Origin of the sequence: Oerskovia sp. NPDC056781, from assembly GCF_042789955.1 — a bacterium.
Classification (GTDB): domain Bacteria; phylum Actinomycetota; class Actinomycetes; order Actinomycetales; family Cellulomonadaceae; genus Oerskovia; species Oerskovia rustica.
Map to the genome: position 1 here is coordinate 1 of NZ_JBHUAD010000074.1, position 16,499 is coordinate 16,499.

Annotated in this window: 13 protein-coding genes, 1 pseudogene and 1 riboswitch; of the genes and pseudogenes, 8 read left to right on the forward strand and 6 right to left on the reverse strand. The window is 73.0% G+C overall.

The genetic code is table 11. The features are described from left to right. Positions 1-1,958 (reverse strand): annotated as a pseudogene (locus tag ACFRCR_RS08765) (hypothetical protein); the annotation flags it as partial. A 197-nt stretch (positions 1,959-2,155) separates the two neighbouring features. Between ACFRCR_RS08765 and ACFRCR_RS08770 the strand changes: the two are divergent. The 5 genes from ACFRCR_RS08770 to ACFRCR_RS08790 all read left to right on the forward strand — a co-directional run bounded on the left by ACFRCR_RS08770 (position 2,156) and on the right by ACFRCR_RS08790 (position 8,729). Beyond that, positions 2,156-3,694 carry a CoA-acylating methylmalonate-semialdehyde dehydrogenase gene (locus tag ACFRCR_RS08770; protein WP_377676828.1) on the forward strand — a complete coding sequence of 513 codons (1,539 nt, stop codon included), beginning with the start codon at positions 2,156-2,158 and terminating at the stop codon, positions 3,692-3,694. Between the two features lie 40 nt (positions 3,695-3,734). Next, positions 3,735-5,198 carry an aspartate aminotransferase family protein gene (locus tag ACFRCR_RS08775; protein ID WP_377676830.1) on the forward strand — a complete coding sequence of 488 codons (1,464 nt, stop codon included), beginning with the start codon at positions 3,735-3,737 and terminating at the stop codon, positions 5,196-5,198. After that, positions 5,195-6,028: a nitrilase-related carbon-nitrogen hydrolase gene (locus tag ACFRCR_RS08780; RefSeq protein ID WP_377676831.1), complete on the forward strand. Its 834-nt coding sequence runs from the start codon at positions 5,195-5,197 to the stop codon at positions 6,026-6,028. The genes ACFRCR_RS08775 and ACFRCR_RS08780 overlap by 4 nt, the downstream gene beginning before the upstream one ends. Positions 6,029-6,118: 90 nt before the next feature. Then, complete coding sequence (hydA, locus tag ACFRCR_RS08785) at positions 6,119-7,585, forward strand: dihydropyrimidinase (RefSeq protein ID WP_377676832.1); 1,467 nt, start codon at positions 6,119-6,121, stop codon at positions 7,583-7,585. A 16-nt stretch (positions 7,586-7,601) separates the two neighbouring features. Beyond that, entirely contained in the window at positions 7,602-8,729 is a 1,128-nt protein-coding gene (locus tag ACFRCR_RS08790; protein ID WP_377676834.1) for a TIGR03842 family LLM class F420-dependent oxidoreductase, read from the forward strand. A gap of 13 nt (positions 8,730-8,742) precedes the next feature. Here ACFRCR_RS08790 and efeB read toward each other — a convergent pair whose 3' ends face one another. The 4 genes from efeB to ACFRCR_RS08810 all read right to left on the reverse strand — a co-directional run bounded on the left by efeB (position 8,743) and on the right by ACFRCR_RS08810 (position 13,321). Then, entirely contained in the window at positions 8,743-10,164 is a 1,422-nt protein-coding gene (gene efeB, locus ACFRCR_RS08795; RefSeq protein WP_377676835.1) for an iron uptake transporter deferrochelatase/peroxidase subunit, read from the reverse strand. 13 nt (positions 10,165-10,177) lie between these two features. Further along, complete coding sequence (gene efeO / locus ACFRCR_RS08800; RefSeq protein ID WP_377676837.1) at positions 10,178-11,398, reverse strand: iron uptake system protein EfeO; 1,221 nt, start codon at positions 11,396-11,398, stop codon at positions 10,178-10,180. After that, positions 11,395-12,270, reverse strand: coding sequence for an iron uptake transporter permease EfeU (gene efeU, locus ACFRCR_RS08805; protein ID WP_377676839.1), 876 nt, complete (start codon positions 12,268-12,270; stop codon positions 11,395-11,397). Before efeU ends, efeO begins: the two co-directional genes overlap by 4 nt. A gap of 274 nt (positions 12,271-12,544) precedes the next feature. Then, the gene (locus ACFRCR_RS08810) at positions 12,545-13,321 is read right to left on the reverse strand and encodes a methyltransferase domain-containing protein (protein ID WP_377676840.1); all 777 of its coding nucleotides are present in this window, start codon (positions 13,319-13,321) and stop codon (positions 12,545-12,547) included. 130 nt (positions 13,322-13,451) lie between these two features. After that, positions 13,452-13,518, forward strand: a riboswitch (guanidine-III (ykkC-III) riboswitch). A gap of 13 nt (positions 13,519-13,531) precedes the next feature. Between ACFRCR_RS08810 and ACFRCR_RS08815 the strand changes: the two genes are divergently transcribed. After that, positions 13,532-13,846 (forward strand): DMT family transporter, encoded by a 315-nt coding sequence (locus ACFRCR_RS08815; protein WP_377676842.1) that lies wholly within the window; start codon positions 13,532-13,534, stop codon positions 13,844-13,846. A 1-nt stretch (position 13,847) separates the two neighbouring features. Next, a complete protein-coding gene (locus ACFRCR_RS08820; RefSeq protein WP_377676844.1) occupies positions 13,848-14,222 on the forward strand; it encodes a DMT family transporter in 375 nt (124 codons plus the stop codon). Positions 14,223-14,263: 41 nt separating this feature from the next. Here ACFRCR_RS08820 and ACFRCR_RS08825 read toward each other — a convergent pair whose 3' ends face one another. Beyond that, positions 14,264-14,806, reverse strand: coding sequence for an NUDIX domain-containing protein (locus ACFRCR_RS08825; protein ID WP_377676846.1), 543 nt, complete (start codon positions 14,804-14,806; stop codon positions 14,264-14,266). A gap of 164 nt (positions 14,807-14,970) precedes the next feature. Between ACFRCR_RS08825 and ACFRCR_RS08830 the strand changes: the two genes are divergently transcribed. Then, the gene (locus tag ACFRCR_RS08830) at positions 14,971-16,371 is read left to right on the forward strand and encodes an MFS transporter (protein WP_377676848.1); all 1,401 of its coding nucleotides are present in this window, start codon (positions 14,971-14,973) and stop codon (positions 16,369-16,371) included. Positions 16,372-16,499: the final 128 nt, after the last annotated feature.

Here is a 16,499-nt window from a genome sequence, read left to right on the forward strand (position 1 = left end):
TTCCAGTCGAGGACGACGAGGCCCTGCTCGTCGCCGGCCGCCGTCCCGCTCGCCGTCCGGTCCCCGGTCGGCAGGTCGACGAGCTGCACGGCGGCGCCGCCTGCGGCCAGGACGGCGACCGCGGCCACGACGGGCAGCGCGACGCGCACGCTCGGCGGGGCGACGCGTGCGGCCGCCGCGGTGCCCGCGGCGGCCTGCGGCAGCGGGCGGGTACGGCGCAGGCCCGCGACCCCGATCACGAGGGCGACCAGGACTGGCACGGAGGCGTTGGGCACGGGCAGGGGCACGTCGTAGTCGAGCTGGTAGACCAGGAGCGGCAGGATGAGCCCCAGCCCGACGGCGGTGCCGGCCCCGGCCAGGCGCAGCCAGCCGACCTCACGGGCCGGTCGGGTGAGAGCGTGCACGACGGCGTCGGTTGAGGCGACGGCGAGGCCGACGACGCAGACCAGGAGCGCCCAGGCGAACAGGTCGTCGAGCGCCTCGGTACGGCCGGGCAGCACGAACACGACCAGGGCGAAGGCGACGAGCGCCACGAGGTCGGCCCACCGACCCAGGACCGACAGGACGACGTTGCCCCCGGGACGGCTCGACCGCGCGGTGCCCCGGACGGTCGTCAGCCCGACCATCAGGGCCATGACCACGACCGCTCCCGCGGCCACGGCCAGGGGGAGTCCCGTCTGCGACGCGATGAAAGCGGGGTTGCCGAAGACCATGACGCCCAGCGCGAGGTACGGGCCGAGCACCCAGATCCCGCGGGCCCCGGGGGCGGCGGGGTCGCGGCGCAGCAGCCACGCCGAGACGACCGCCAGGCCGCCGAGTACGAGGGGGGCCACCCAGGAGAGCAGACCGGTGCGCCAGTACGCGTCCCACGTCCCGTGGAGCAGGCTCACGCCCGCGGCGCCCAGGACGCCCAGGGACAGGCCGAGGGCGACCATGCGCCCGTTCGCGAGAGGCGTCCAGGCGCCTCCCACCCTCTCGGGGGAGACCTCGGCGGGCGACGGACGGACGCCGCTCACGAACGCGACCACGATGACGAGCGTGGCCACCGCGAGCGAGGCGCCCCCGAGCCCCAGCCCGTAGCGGGCCGACCCGAGCGCCCCGTCCGAGCCGGCGGCGATCCCGAGCCCCTGCAGACCCAGCCGCCACCCGACCAGGGCGAGCACCGCACCGAGCGTGACCCGCCCGGAGATCGGCAGTCGCGCGGCGATGATCGTCACGGCCAGCGCGGGAGCCGCGTACGTGATCAGTGCCGTCCCGGCGGCGACGGTCACGCTCGAGGCGAAGGCGCGGTCGAGCAGGGGGCCGCTCGCCCGGATCATCTCGACCGCGAGCGCCGTGACGACGGTGAGCAGGAGCAGGCGAGCGGCGTTGCCGCGGCCGAGCCGTGTCACGTGCCGGGCGGCGTGGGAGAGCTGTCGACGAGTCGGGAACGGCGTCGACGAGCCTGTCGTGATGCCGGGGGCCGTGGCGTCGGCGGAGGTCGCCGTACCGGTGGTCGTGCCGGTCGTCGTCGGGGTTCGCGACGGGTCGAGCGGAGGCCCGGCGGACGTCGTCCGGCTCGGAGCGGACGAGTCGGCCGCCTCCGGCCCGACCGTCGTGGGCACGGCGGGCGCGCCAGGCGCCTGTGACAGGTTCGGGGCGAAGCGCGCCGCGCGCTCACGCCAGGCCGACGGGGCCGGAGCGGCCTCTGCCGAGACCTCGACCCGCTCCCAGGCGGAGGCCCCGGCCGTGGTGGGCAGGGCAGACGTCCGGGGGCGCGCGGTCGGCAGCGCGCCCGTGGCGGGTGACGAGTGCCACGAGGTGTCCGCCTGGCGCTCCAGGGCGGCCTGCTCGGCAGCACGTCGCTCGGCCCGGGTCATCGGGCGTGCGGGAGCGGGGTCCGGTCCGGGAGGAGGAGGCCCCGCCGGGGTTCGCGGGTCGCCCGGGTCGTGGCTGCTCGTGGGGTGCTCGTCGGTCACGGCCCGACCGTACCCGGGCCCGGTGGCGCGAAGACAGCGGCACGCACGGCGGGAGAGCGCCCCGGCACCCTTCACCCGGGCGGACCCCGCGATCTGTGATCGACCTCACACGAAAGGAGTCCTCGTGCCACACTGAGACTCAGTCGTCGACGACCCGGGCCGTGGTCCTGCGTGCCACGCCCGGGAGGGAGGCCAGCATGACGAGCAGCACCCCCGAGCGGGCCCCAGGGGTGATCGGGCACGTCGTCGGCGGCCGCCGCGTGGACGAGGCGCAACGGTACGGAGCCGTCCACGACCCGGCCACCGGACGGGTCACGGGGCGCGTTGCCCTCGCCTCGGCGGCCGACGTGGACGCGGCCGTGGCCGCGGCGCTCGCAGCCTTCCCGGGCTGGTCCCGGACGGGCCTGTCGCGGCGCGTCGAGATCCTCTTCGCGTTCCACGAGCTCCTGCGCGGGCACCGGGACGAGATCGCCCACCTGGTCTCGGCCGAGCACGGCAAGGTCGTGTCCGACGCGCAGGGGGAGGTCGCGCGAGCGCTCGAGAACGTCGAGTTCGCGACCGGGATCCCGCACCTGCTCAAGGGGGGCTTCAGCCAGCAGGTCTCGACCGGGGTGGACGTCCACGAGGTCAAGCAGCCGCTGGGCGTCATGGCGGGCATCACGCCCTTCAACTTCCCGGCCATGGTGCCGCTGTGGATGATCCCGACGGCGATCGCGTGCGGCAACACGTTCGTGCTCAAGCCGAGCGAGCGCGACCCGTCGGCCTCGTTGCTGGTCGCCCGGCTCCTGGCCGAGGCCGGGCTGCCCGACGGCGTCGTCAACGTCGTGCAGGGTGACCGGGTCGCGGTCGACCGGCTCCTCGAGCATCCCGACGTCGCCGCGATCAGCTTCGTCGGCTCCACGCCCGTCGCCCGCCACGTCTACGAGACGGGCACGCGCCACGGCAAGCGGGTCCAGGCGCTGGGCGGGGCGAAGAACCACCTGGTCGTCCTGCCTGACGCCGAGCTCGACGCTGCGGCGGACGCGGCGGTCTCGGCGGGGTACGGGTCTGCAGGGGAGCGGTGCATGGCGATCTCGGTCGTGGTCGCGGTGGGCGACGTCGCCGATGCCCTCGTCGAGGCGATCCGCACGCGGGTGGCGGGACTCGTCGTCGGGCCGGGGAACGACCCCGCCTCCCAGATGGGGCCCCTCATCACGGCCGAGCACCGCGACCGGGTCGCGGCGCGCGTGGGCAGCGCGGTCGACGAGGGGGCGGTCCTGGTCCTGGACGGGCGGGACGGGCCGCCCGTCGGGCCGGGGCCGGACGGGCAGGACACGAGCGGCGGGTTCTTCCTGCGCCCGAGCCTCGTGGACCACGTGCGGCCCGAGCACACGGTGTACCGCGAGGAGATCTTCGGGCCCGTGCTCTCGGTCGTGCGGGCCGAGACGTTCGACGACGCTCTGCGGCTCGTCAACGAGAACCCGTACGGCAACGGCGCGGCCATCTTCACGCGCGACGGGGGAGCCGCCCGACGCTTCGAGGTCGAGGTGCAGGCCGGGATGGTCGGCGTCAACGTCCCCATCCCGGTGCCCGTCGGCTACTACTCGTTCGGCGGGTGGAAGGGCTCGCTGTTCGGGGACTCGCACATGTACGGCCCCGAGGGCATCCACTTCGCGACCCGGACCAAGGTCGTGACGTCGCGGTGGCCGGACCCCGCGACCAGCAGCATCGACCTGGGGTTCCCCCGGACCCGGTGACGAGGTGGACGAGCCGACGGACGAAAGGACGGCGAGCCGGATGACGGACGCAGTGCAGGGCACGGGACGGGCCGGACGGGACGACGCCCATGTCTTCTACTCGTGGTCGGCGCAGGAGCTGATCCGGCCCGTGACCATCGCCGGCGGGGAGGGCGCCTGGTTCTGGGACGAGAAGGGCACGCGCTACCTGGACTTCGCCTCGCAGCTCATCAACCTCAACCTGGGACACCAGCACCCCGCGCTCGTGGGCGCGATCCAGGCGCAGGCCGGACGCCTCGCGACCGTCGCGCCGTCGTTCGCGAACCCGGTGCGCAGCGAGCTCGCGCGCCTGATCGTCGAGCGCGCGCCGGGCGGCGCCGACGGCGGGCTGAACCGTGTGTTCTTCACCAACGGGGGCGCCGACGCCGTCGAGAACGCCGTGCGTCTCGCCCGGCGCCACACGGGCCGCCAGAAGGTCCTGGCCGCCTACCGGTCCTACCACGGCAACACGGGCACGGCCGTGACGGCCACGGGCGACCCGCGCCGCTGGCCCAACGAGGTGGACCCGGGCGTGCGGCACTTCTTCGGGCCCTACACCTACCGGTCGTCGTTCGGGGCCGCGACCGACGCCGACGAGTGCGTCGCGGCGCTGCGCCACCTGCGCGAGGTCGTCGAGCTCGAAGGCCCCGCGACGATCGCCGCGATCCTGCTCGAGACCGTGGTCGGGACCAACGGCGTGCTCGTGCCCCCCGACGGCTACCTCGCGGGGGTGCGCGCGCTCTGCGACGAGCACGGCATCCTGTACGTCGCGGACGAGGTCATGGTCGGCTTCGGGCGCGTGGGCGAGTGGTTCGCCGTGGACCACTGGGACGTCGTGCCGGACCTCGTGGTCTTCGCCAAGGGCGTCAACTCGGGCTACGTCCCGCTCGGCGGGGTGATCGTGTCCGAGCGCGTCGCCGCGAGCTTCGACCGCACCCCCTTTCCCGGCGGGCTCACCTACTCGGGTCACCCGCTCGCGTGCGCGCCCGGCGTCGCGAGCATCCACGTGCTCGAGGAGCAGGGCATCCTCGACCGGGTCCGGTCGCTGGGCGAGCGGGTGCTGGGCGAACGCCTGCGTGACATGGCCGCACGGCACCCCAGCGTGGGCGAGGTCCGCGGGCTCGGGTTCCTCTGGGCGATCGAGCTCGTCCGCGACCCGCTCACGCGCGAACGCCTCGTGCCGTTCCAGGGCACGCCCGAGCAGAACGCCCCCATGGCCGAGGTCGTCGCCGCGGTGACGGGTGGCGGCGTCTGGCCCTTCCCGCAGGTCAACCGCCTGCACCTGGCCCCGCCGCTCGTCACGTCGGTCGAGGACCTCGAGCACGGCCTCGACGTCGTCGACGCAGCGCTCGACGTCGCCGACCGGTACGTCGTGGAGCCCGCCGCTCACGGGCGCCGGTCCGTGCCGTCGGCGCGGTCGGCGCGGTCGGGCGAGCACAACGGTCACCGCCCCCGTCCCGCCACCGCACCCGAGGAGACCCCATGATCGTGCGCGCCGCCCTCACCCAGGTCCGTTGGACCGGCGACCAGGAGTCCATGGTCGCGGCCCACGAGCGGTACACCCGCCAGGCCGCCGACCAGGGGGCCCAGGTCATCTGCTTCCAGGAGGTGTTCAACGCGCCCTACTTCCCCCAGGTCGAGGACGCCGCGTTCTACTCCTACGCCGAGTCCGTCCCGGGCCCGACGACCGAGCGCTTCGCCGCCCTCGCCAAGGAGCTGGGCATCGTGGTCGTGCTGCCCGTGTACGAGCTCGAGCAGCCCGGGATCCTCTACAACACCGCGGCCGTGATCGACGCCGACGGCAGCTACCTCGGCAAGTACCGCAAGACCCACATCCCGCACCTGCCGGGCTTCTGGGAGAAGTTCTACTTCCGCCCCGGCAACCTGGGCTACCCGGTCTTCGACACAGCGGTCGGTCGCATCGGGGTCTACATCTGCTACGACCGGCACTTCCCCGAGGGGTGGCGGGCCCTGGGCCTCGCAGGAGCGACCGTCGTCTTCAACCCGAGCGCCACGAGCCGCGGCCTGTCCAACTACCTGTGGCGGCTCGAGCAGCCCGCGGCGGCCGTGGCCAACGAGTACTACGTCGGCGCCATCAACCGGGTCGGGTTCGAGGAGCTGGGCTCGAACGACTTCTATGGCACGAGCTACTTCGTGAACCCCGAGGGGGCGTTCGTGGGCGAGACGGCCGATGCCTACGAGGAGGAGCTCGTGGTGCGCGACCTCGACCTCGACCTGCTGACCGAGGTCCGCAACCGGTGGCAGTTCTACCGCGACCGCCGCCCCGACGCGTACGGCCCGCTGACCGCTCCCTGAGGCCGTCCCGAGCCGCCCAGCCGGCCCGACCGCCCCGCACCCGCACCGCGCCGCACCCCGCACCGACCGCCGAACGAGAGGACGCACACCATGGCACTGACCCTCATCACGGGTGGCACCGTCGTCGGGCCCACGGGGCGCTCGCGCGCGGACGTCCTGCTCGACGGCGAGCAGGTCGCCGCGCTGCTGCGCCCGGGCGACACGACGCTCGGGGTGGACCTCGCCTCGGTCGCCCAGACCGTGATCGACGCGACCGGCAAGTACGTGATCCCGGGCGCCGTAGACCCGCACACCCACATGGAGCTGCCGTTCGGCGGCACGGCCGCCTCGGACACGTTCGAGACCGGGACGCGCGCCGCGGCATGGGGAGGCACGACGACGATCGTCGACTTCGCGGTCCAGCGCACCGGCGAACGGGTCCAGGACTCCCTCGCGGCCTGGTTCGCCAAGGCCGAGGGGAACTGCGCGATCGACTACGGCTTCCACCAGATCCTCGGCGGCGTCGACGACGACTCGCTCAAGGCCATGGACGAGCTCGTGACCGAGGGCATCACGAGCTTCAAGCTCTTCATGGCCTACCCCGGGGTCTTCTACAGCGACGACGGGCAGATCCTGCGGGCCATGCAGAAGGCAGCCACCAACGGTTCGATGGTCATGATGCACGCCGAGAACGGCATCGCGATCGACGTCCTGGTGCGCCAGGCGATCGACCGCGGCGACACGGCCCCGTACTTCCACGGCACCACGCGCCCGTGGGAGACCGAGGAGGAGGCCACGCACCGCGCGATCATGCTCGCGCGGCTCGCCGGTGCCCCGCTCTACGTGGTGCACATGTCGGCCAAGCAGGCCGTCGCCACGCTCGCCCGCGCCCGCGACGACGGCTGGAACGTGTTCGGCGAGACGTGCCCGCAGTACCTGTACCTCTCGCTCGAGGAACAGCTCGGGGCCACGAGCGAGGAGTGGGGCGACTTCGAGGGCGCCAAGTGGGTCTGCTCGACCCCACTGCGCTCGCGGGCCGAGGGCCACCAGGACGAGCTGTGGCGCTACCTGCGCACGGGCGACCTGTCGGTCGTGAGCACCGATCACTGCCCGTTCTGCATGAAGGAGCAGAAGGAGCTCGGCCTCGGTGACTTCTCCAAGATCCCCAACGGGATCGGGGGCGTCGAGCACCGCCTCGACCTCGTCTACCAGGGTGTCGTCGACGGGCGGATCTCGCTCGAGCGCTGGGTCGAGCTGTGCTGCACGACGCCGGCGCGCATGTTCGGCCTCGGCGACCGCAAGGGGGTTCTCGCCCCGGGGGCCGACGCCGACGTCGTGGTCTACGACCCCGCCGGGCACACGTCGATCGGGTACACCTCGGGCGCGGACGCCGCGCACGGGAACCGCAAGACCCACCACATGAACATGGACCACTCCGCGTGGGAGGGCTTCGAGATCGACGGGCACGTCGACGTCGTGATCTCACGCGGCAAGGTCCTGGTCTCGGACGGCGAGTACCACGGGCACCCCGGGCACGGCCGGTACCTGCGTCGCAGCCACTCGGCCTACCTGAGATGACGGGCAGGGACCAGCCATGACCGCGACCGGCACGGCCGAGCGCCTCGACCTGGGCGTCGTCCTGCAGACCGACCCGCCCGCGTGGCGCGTCGTCGACCTCGCACGTCGCGCCGAGCTCCACGGCTTCAGCCACGTGTGGACGTTCGACTCGCACCTGCTGTGGCAGGAGCCGTACGTCATCCACTCCCAGATCCTGTCCGCGACCCACCGCGTGACCGTCGGGCCCATGGTCACCAACCCCGCGACGCGCGACGTGACCGTGACCGCGTCCACCTTCGCGACCCTCAACGACATGTTCGGCAACCGCACGGTCTGCGGGATCGGCCGCGGGGACTCCGCGGTCCGGGTGACCAACGGCAAGCCCGTGACCCTCGCCGAGCTGCGCACGGCCGTCACGACCATCCGAGGGCTCGCCGGCGGTCGCGCGGTCGAGCACCACGGCTCGACGCTCCACCTGCCCTGGGCCCGCGAGAGCCGTACCCCTGTGTGGGTGGCCGCCTACGGCCCGCGCGCGCTGGCGCTCGCGGGCGAGGTCGGGGACGGCTTCATCCTCCAGCTCGCCGACCCCGACATCGTGGCCTGGTCGATCGACGCGGTGCGCCGGGCCGCAGAGCGGGCCGGCCGCGACCCGGCCGAGGTGACCATCTGCGTGGCCGCGCCCGCGTACGTGACGGACGAGGCGCCGTCGGGCACGGGCGGGGACGGGGAGGTGCCCGCGCACGGGGGAGGGCGGTCGCTCGCCCACGCCTACGACCAGTGCCGCTGGTTCGGCGGCATGGTCGGCAACCACGTCGCGGAGATCGTCGCGCGCTACCGGGCGGGGGACCCCTCGTCGGAAGGCCACGGGGGGCCAGACATCCCGCGGGCGCTGACCGACTTCGTCGCGGGGCGCGTCGACTACGACTACAACGAGCACGGGCGCGCGGGGAACACGCACACCGCGTTCGTGAGCGACGAGATCCTGGACCGGTTCTGCCTGATCGGGCCGCCTGCGCGGCACGTCGAGCGGCTGCTCGAGCTCAAGGCGCTCGGCGTCGACCAGTTCGCGCTCTACCTCCAGCACGACGCGAACGACGAGACGCTCCAGGCGTACGGCGAGCTGGTCCGACCGGCCGTGCAGCACGCGGGCCGGGTCAAGGACTGAGCACGCGCGTGGGTCAGGCGAACAGGTCCTGGCCCACGAAGGCCCCCTGGTCCCCGCCGAGCCCGGCCCCCGCAGGGACGCCGCGCGGCACGGCCCAGATCCCCGAGCCCGTGTGCCGCAGGTACTCGCTCATGAGGTCGTGCTTGGCGAGCGCGTTCTGCATGGGCACGTACTGCGTGGCCGGGTCGCGCACGTACGCGAGGAAGAAGAGCCCCGCGTCGAGCCTGCCGAGCCCGTCCGAGCCGTCGGTGTAGTTGTAGCCGCGGCGCAGCATGCGCGCGCCGCCGTTGCTCGTGGGGTGCGCGAGGCGCACGTGCGAGGCCGGGTCGATGAGCGGGGCGCCGCCGCGGCCCGCCGCCTCGAAGTCGGGCTCGGTGCGCTCCTCGCCGCCGGACAGCGGCGCCCCTGAGCCCTTGGTCCGGCCCACGATGGTCTCCTGCTCGCGCAGGGGAGCCCGGTCCCACGTCTCGATCGTCATGCGGATGCGGCGCGCGACCAGGTACGATCCGCCCGCGAGCCAGTCGGCGCCGTCGCCCGGGGCGACCCACACGTGCTCGTCGATCGCCGCCGACTCCTCGGACGTGATGTTGGCCGTGCCGTCCTTGAAGCCGAACAGGTTCCGGGGCGTGGGCTGGGTCGTCGTGGTCGACGACGTCCGCCCGTAGCCGAGCTGGCTCCAGCGGACCGACGCCGTCCCGAACGCGATGCGCGCGAGGTTGCGGATCGCGTGGACCGCGACCTGCGGGTCGTTCGCGCAGGCCTGGACCGCGAGGTCGCCGCCGCAGCGCGCGTCCTCGAGCATGTCGCCCGGGAAGTGCGGCAGGTCCGCGAGGAGGTCGGGCCTGCGGCCGTCGAGACCGAACCGCGGCGAACCGTCCGCGGCCGTGAAGAACGAGGGGCCGAACCCGAACGTGATCGTCAGACCCGAGGCCGGCAGGTCCTCGGCCTCGCCCGTGTCGTCCGGCGGGGCGTCGTACGGACCGGACATGGGGCCGAACTCCCCGGCGGGCAGGCCCTGCGTCATGCGCGAGGCCGCGAGCGTCCAGGCACGCAGGAGCGCGACCACCTCGTCGCGGTCCTGGGTCGTGACGTCCCAGGTCGCGAAGTGCAGGCTGTCCTGGACCGGGGTCGTGATCCCGGCCTGGTGCTCGCCCGTGAACGCGAACGCGCCCTCGCCCTCGGCGGGGCCCGCACTCGGTGCCGAGGTGCGGGCCGTGGCGTTCCCGGCGGCGAAGCCACCGGCGAGCCCCGCCCCGGCCAGCCCGACGCCGGCCATCCCCAGGAGCGCGCGCCGCGAGATGCGGAGCGCCTCCTGCGGTGGCTCGGTCCGTCCCGCCGCCTCTCCGGGCGCGGTGGCCCCTCGGGGTGCGTCGTCGCCCGCCGGGGCGGGCGATCCGGTGCCGGGCTGCTCGGGCTGGTCGGGCGCTGTCGTCATGGTGCGTCGGTCCTCAGAGCACCACGGCGGCGGTGAGCTGCGAGAGAGGCTCGCTCAGCGAGTCGACGGCCTGGGAGAGCGCCTTGACCTGCTCGGGGGTGAGGTCGGTGTAGAGCACGAACCCGTCGCCCTGCTTCTGCTCGTCGAGCAGGCCCTGGAGCGTCGTGAAGCGCTCGTCGAGCGTCGCGGCGAGCTTCGCGTCCTTGGCTGCGACGACGTCGCGCAGACCGTCGTAGGCGACCTTGGCGCCGTCGACGTTGGCCTGGAAGTCCCACAGGTCGGTGTGCGACCAGATCTCCTCCTCGCCCGTGACCTTGCCCGTCGCGACCTCGTCGAGCAGGCCCTTGGCGCCGTTGCCGATCGCGGGGGCGTCGATGCCCTCCGCGAAGGACGCCTCGTGCGTGCGGTCGAAGAGCTCCTGGGTGTCGGCGAGGAGCTGGTCGGCGTACTGCGTGCGCTGCTCGGGCGTCAGGGCCACGTAGGTCTCGCCGCCGTTGGCCTCGGGGGCGGGCTGCCACAGGTCCTTCTCGAGCAGGTGCCAGCCGGTCCACTCCTGGCCCTCTTCGAGGTCGGCCTCGCGCAGGTCCATCTTGGGGTCGAGGTCGCCGAACGACTCGGCGACGGGCTCGATGCGCTCCCAGTGGACGCGCACCGGGGCGTAGAGCGCCTTGGCGGCCTCGTCGTCGCCCGCCTCGTACGCGGTCACGAACTCCTGGGTGCCCTCGAGGAGCTGCTCGGTCTGGTCCTTGACGTACGCGACGTAGTTGGTCGAGGCCAGCGCGACCTGGTCGGCGACCGCACCCGTGGGCTCGACGTCCGCGCCCGAGTCGGTCACGGTGAAGCCCGAGCGGATGCCGTCGCCGATCATGCCGGGCTTGCACGCGGTGACGTACTGCCCGGGCTTGGCCGTGAGGACCAGGTCGCGGCTGATGCCGGGGCCGATGTTCTCGACCTCGGACACGATCCGCAGGCCGTCTTCGGCGAGCAGGTAGAACTCGGTCACGTCGTCGCCCGTGTTGGTCACGGTGAAGACGATGTTGCCCGAGGGAGCCTCGGCGGCCGAGAGCGTGCACGCGTCGGCCGACGAGTCGACCGTGAGCTTCGCGGAACCGGCGGCGGAGCCGCTCGCGCCGGCGGGGGCCGGGTCGTTGGGCGTGCAGGCGGCCAGGAGCGGGACGAGAAGAGCGGCCGCGAGCAGCGGCGCTGCGGCGCGGGTGGCCCGTGAGCGGGTCATCGGTTTCCTCCGGGAGTCGTGACGGTGGTTGCCGGGGTGCTGGCCTGCGCGGGGGCACTGCTGCGAGGCGCGCTGAACCAGACGGTCCGGACGAAGAAGAACAGCGTGGGGACGAGGTAGAGCCACCAGGCGGCGAGCTCGAGCCAGGTGGTCGCGGGGGAGAAGTTGAAGACGCCCTTGAGGACCGTGCCGTACCAGCTCGACGGCGGGATCTGCGCGCTGACGTCGAACGCCAGGTCGTGCAGCCCGGGCAGGACGCCTGCCTCCTGGAGGTCGTGCACGCCGTAGGCGAGCACCCCTGCGGCGACCACGACGAGGAACAGTCCGGTCCAGGCGAAGAAGACGCGCAGGTTGAGCCTGACGGCGCCCTTGTAGACGGCCCAGCCGAGCAGGACGGCCACGGCGAGACCCAGCACCGCGCCGAGCAGCGGCCTGGTCGTGGTGCCCGTGGCCTGGGCCCCGGCCCAGAGGAAGAGTGCGGTCTCGAGGCCTTCGCGCCCGACGGCGAGCAGCGCCATGACGACGACGGCCCACCTCCCGGCGGCGACGGCGTCGTCGAGCTTGTGGTGGAGGTCGGCCTTGAGATGCCGGGCGGTCTTGCCCATCCAGAAGATCATCCAGGTGATGAGGCCGACCGCGAGGATCGACAGCGTGCCGCCGATTGCCTCCTGGGCCTCGAACGTCAGCCCTTGCGGCCCGTAGGTCAGGGCCGCGCCGAATCCGATCGAGACGGCCACGGCGACATCGACGCCGAGCCAGAGGAAGGGGAGCAGGTCGCGTCGGCCGGTCTTGACCAGGTAGGCGACGAGGATGCTGACGACGAGCGCGGCCTCGAGGCCTTCACGCAGGCCGATGAGGAAGTTGGCGAACACAGGAGTCCTTCGACGGGTCGCGGGGCGGGGAGCCCGGGAGCCGGAGGCCGGGGCGGCCGGTGGTCGCAGCGGTGGGGCCCGGCCGAACTGGAACTCGCGTCCTAGTTTGGTTAGGCTTGCCTTCCTCCGCGAGAACAGTACTCCTGTCGCCGGGGGACGTGAACCCGCGGCCGCGTGACCCGCCCCACACGGTGGGGGTGCTGTGTTGCCGCGCGACCACCCGTCGGTGCGCGGCGCGGGTGTCGCCGGGACCCAGGGCCACGACCCGCGACCGCTACGCCGAAGGCCTGTCGGCCACGACGACGAAGAGGGTCACCGACGCGAAGAACGGCTGCGTCGTGAGGTGCTCGGTCCAGCGTGCCTCCGCGCGCTCGTGCAGGTACCCCGCCTCGACGGCTCGGCGGGCGACCCGCGCCAGGCCCAGGACCTGGTCCGCCTCGTGGACGTCGCGGAAGACGGCGGTCACGGGGACGACGCGCTCGACCGCGAAGCCCGTCCGTTCGGCGAGCCCGGCGAGCCGGCGTCCGATCCTGCCGTTGCGGACGACCTGCTCGACGACGAAGCGCCCGTACGCGTCGCTCGTCGCGGCGTCGGGACCGTCGACGACGAGCGTGCCCCAGTCCGGTTCGGCGAGCACCGCGCGACCACCGGGGCGCAGGGCCCGGAACGTCTCGGCGAGGACCAGCCCGGGGTCGGCCACGTGCTGGAGCACCCGGTCGCTGTGTGCGCGGTCGACGCTGCCGTCGGCGAGGCCCAGGCGGTGGACGTCTGCCTCCGCGACCCTGACGGTGGCCAGATGGCGCACCAGCGCGCGGGCCCGGGCCACGGCGCCGGCGTCGTGGTCGACCCCGAGGACGCTCCCGGACGGCCCGACCGCTGCCGCGTACGTCGGCAGGTCGGCGCCCGGTCCGCAGCCCAGGTCGAGCACGTCGTGGCCGTGGTGCAGGTCGAGCTCGGCCGTGGCAAGGGCCTTCCAGCCCCGGCCCAGGTCGGAGGCGGCGAGACGCTCCAGGTAGTCGTCGGGACGGGAGAGCTCGAAGATGTCCGGCATCCGACGATCCTGGCGGGGGCGTCGCGGTCGAGGGTGTGGCCGGTAGGGAGCGACGGGGTGGATCGTGTGAAGCCGGGGGTGCCCACAGCCGATCCCTGGCCAAGACGACACGATGTCGGTACGCTGGTACCAAGTTCCTCGTGACGAGGGACGCGCGGACGAGGGAGCAGTACCCGCACGGACAAGACTGACTCAGAGGGGTTACTTGTCATGGCTTGGGTTGTCCTCGTCCTCTCCGGAATGCTGGAGGCCGTCTGGGCGACGGCGCTGTCCGCATCCGAGAACTTCACGCGCAAGCGACCGACGGTCGTCTTCCTCGTCTCGCTGACGCTCAGCATGGTCGGTCTCGCCTGGGCGATGACCTCCCTGCCCACCGGCACCGCCTACGCGGTCTGGGTCGGCATCGGGGCCACGCTCACCGTGGTCTGGGGCTTCTTCAACGGCTCCGAGACCTTCACCTGGCTGCGCGGGCTGCTCCTCGTCCTCCTCGTCGGATCCGTGGTCGGCCTCAAGGTGGTGAGCTGACATGCCGTGGATCGTCCTGCTCGTCAGTGCCGTCTTCGAGGCTGTCTGGGCCACGGCCCTCGGCAAGTCCGACGGCTTCTCGCAGCTCGTCCCGTCGATCGTCTTCTTCGTCGCGCTCGCGATCAGCATGGGTGGGCTCGGCTGGGCCGTCAAGCACATCCCGATCGGCACCGCGTACGCGGTGTGGGTCGGCATCGGCGCGGCCCTGACGGTCTCCTACGCGATCCTCACCGGTGACGAGTCGGCCTCGGTCGGCAAGGTCGTCTTCATCGCGGGCATCATCGCCGCGGTCGTGGGGCTCAAGCTCGTGCCGCACGGCCCCGCGAAGGGGGCTGCGGACGTCGAGAGCACCGCGACCGGCCGGACGGACCGCTAGGGGTCTCGGGCGCGACGTGTTCCGGCTGGGCGGTGCCCCGCTCAGGCGACCTCGGCGAAGCGCCCCACGAGCTCGGGCCACGCGTCCCGGAACGCCTCCAGCAACGGGAGCGAGAGGACGTCGTCGACCGCGACCCACGCGATCTCCAGGCTCTCGGCGTCGGTCGCGCGGGCTTCGAGGTGCGCTCCGGGCGCGACCTCCGCGAGGACGGTCGTGTACCGCCAGGGCCCGTGGTCCAGGACCCGGTCGCCGACGATCGTCACGAGCCCGGGGTCGACGCCCGCCTCCTCGTGCGCCTCGCGCAGCGCGCCCTGCTCAGGCGTCTCGTCGGGATGGATCGCACCGCCCGGCACGCCCCACGTACCGCCCTGGTCGCTCCAGGGGGCGCGGTGCTGGAGGAGCACGTGGCTCACGCGACCGTCCCGGCCGCGCCGGGCGACGAGCAGCCCCGCGGCGCCCGCGAGCCCCCAGTGCCGCCTGCCGCACGTGCACTCGACCCAGCCGTCCCCGGGCTGGAGGTGGCGCGGTGCGTGCGGGGTGTCGGCTGCGTCGCGGGGCGGCGTGGGCTCGGTCGGGATCGTCACGGTCCCACCCTGCCATCCGGCGCAGTCTCGGGACAGCGCGTCGCCCGGGTGCTCACGACGTGGACGGTCCGGGCGTCGGGCTTGCCGTGCGGGCTGAGGCGTCCGTGAGCGATGACCCGCGCAAATTCCTGGACGCGCACCCCCTCGCCCCGCACCATGGACGGGTGAGTCATCCCGAGCCGAACACCGTGTCCGACCCGACCGCAGAGGATGCCTCGACGGGCACCGACGCCGAGCCCTACGGCCCCCGCGCGACCGCCGACCCCGCGGCCGCCTCGCACGACACCGCGGACCCGTCCCCCGCGCCCCCGACGGACGACGCGGCCGACAAGCCACGCTGGCGCCGCGACGCGACGATCTTCCTGGGCGGCCAGACGGTCTCGCTGTTCGGGTCGATGCTCGTGCAGTACGCCATCATGTGGCACCTGACCCTCGAGACGAAGTCTGGGTCGGTGCTCGCGCTCGCCACGGTCTTCGGCTTTCTGCCGCAGGCCGTCGTGTCGATCTTCGGTGGCGTGTGGGCCGACCGGCTCAACCGCAAGTTCCTGATCATCGCGGCCGACGCGTCGATCGCCGTGACGACCCTCGCCCTCGCGCTGCTCATGCTCTCGGGCACCGAGGACCTGTGGCTCATCTACGCCGCGCTCGCGATCCGTTCGGTCGGCGCGGGGATCCAGATGCCCGCGGTGTCCTCGCTCCTGCCTCAGCTCGTCCCGGTGAGCAAGCTCATGCGGGTCAACGGGATCAACGGGTCGATCCAGTCGGCCATGACGCTGCTGGCCCCCGCGGTCGCGGCCGGCGTCTACGCGAGCGCCTCGATCGTCGCGATCTTCTTCGTCGACGTCGTCACGGCCGTGATCGGGATCGGGCTCCTGGCCTTGATCCCGGTGACCAAGGTGCTGCGTGCGGACGAGGCCGCGGGCGAGAAGGTCGGGTACTTCGACGACCTCGTGGGCGGTCTGCGCTACCTGCGCGGCCACACCTTCGTGCGCTGGGTCCTGGGTCTGTACGCGGTCGTGTTCCTGCTGATCGTGGCCCCGTCCTACCTCACGCCGCTCATGGTCGTGCGCACGTTCGGCGAGGAGGTCTGGAAGCTCACCGCCAACGAGCTCGCGTTCTCGTTCGGCGCGATCCTGGGGGGCGTCCTGCTCGCCACGTGGGGCGGGCTCAAGAACCGCGTCGCGATGATCGTTGGTGCGACGTTCGTGTTCGGCGTGCTCTCCGTCGGCCTGGGCCTCTCGACGAACATGTGGGTCTTCTTCACGTTCATGTTCCTGCTCGGTGTCGCCGTGCCCGCTTTTGCCACGACGTCGATGACGGTCCTGCAGGAGACGGTCGAGCCCGACCGGCAGGGGCGGGTCTTCGGGTTCGTCGGCATCGTCATGGCGCTTGCGATGCCGCTCGGGATGCTGATCTTCGGTCCGCTCGCGGACCGGTTCTCGGTCGAGTCGCTCCTGATCGTGTCGGGAGCGCTCATGTTCCTCGTGATCGCGATCGCGGTGCTGGTCCCCTCGGGGCGCCGTGCGATGCGCGCGGCCGACGCGCACAGCACCGTCGCCGCGTAGCGGTACCGGGGAGGACGAGGCGAGGGCGGTCGGGCGGCTCGTGGGAGCAGCCCCCCCCCCCGCGGGGGGGGGACCGCGGGCGCGGCCCCACCCCGGGGTCGTTTAAAACAATACCGGCCCCCGAGAAA

Excerpts from the sequence above, each read along its gene's own strand:
- ACFRCR_RS08775 (WP_377676830.1), top strand. The coding sequence starts at position 3,735 with ATGACGGACGCAGTGCAGGGCACGGGACGGGCCGGACGGGACGACGCC.
- ACFRCR_RS08770 (WP_377676828.1), top strand. The coding sequence starts at position 2,156 with ATGACGAGCAGCACCCCCGAGCGGGCCCCAGGGGTGATCGGGCACGTC.
- hydA (WP_377676832.1), top strand. The coding sequence starts at position 6,119 with ATGGCACTGACCCTCATCACGGGTGGCACCGTCGTCGGGCCCACGGGG.
- ACFRCR_RS08780 (WP_377676831.1), top strand. The coding sequence starts at position 5,195 with ATGATCGTGCGCGCCGCCCTCACCCAGGTCCGTTGGACCGGCGACCAG.
- efeO (WP_377676837.1), bottom strand. The coding sequence starts at position 11,398 with ATGACCCGCTCACGGGCCACCCGCGCCGCAGCGCCGCTGCTCGCGGCC.
- ACFRCR_RS08790 (WP_377676834.1), top strand. The coding sequence starts at position 7,602 with ATGACCGCGACCGGCACGGCCGAGCGCCTCGACCTGGGCGTCGTCCTG.
- efeB (WP_377676835.1), bottom strand. The coding sequence starts at position 10,164 with ATGACGACAGCGCCCGACCAGCCCGAGCAGCCCGGCACCGGATCGCCC.
- ACFRCR_RS08810 (WP_377676840.1), bottom strand. The coding sequence starts at position 13,321 with ATGCCGGACATCTTCGAGCTCTCCCGTCCCGACGACTACCTGGAGCGT.
- ACFRCR_RS08815 (WP_377676842.1), top strand. The coding sequence starts at position 13,532 with ATGGCTTGGGTTGTCCTCGTCCTCTCCGGAATGCTGGAGGCCGTCTGG.
- ACFRCR_RS08820 (WP_377676844.1), top strand. The coding sequence starts at position 13,848 with ATGCCGTGGATCGTCCTGCTCGTCAGTGCCGTCTTCGAGGCTGTCTGG.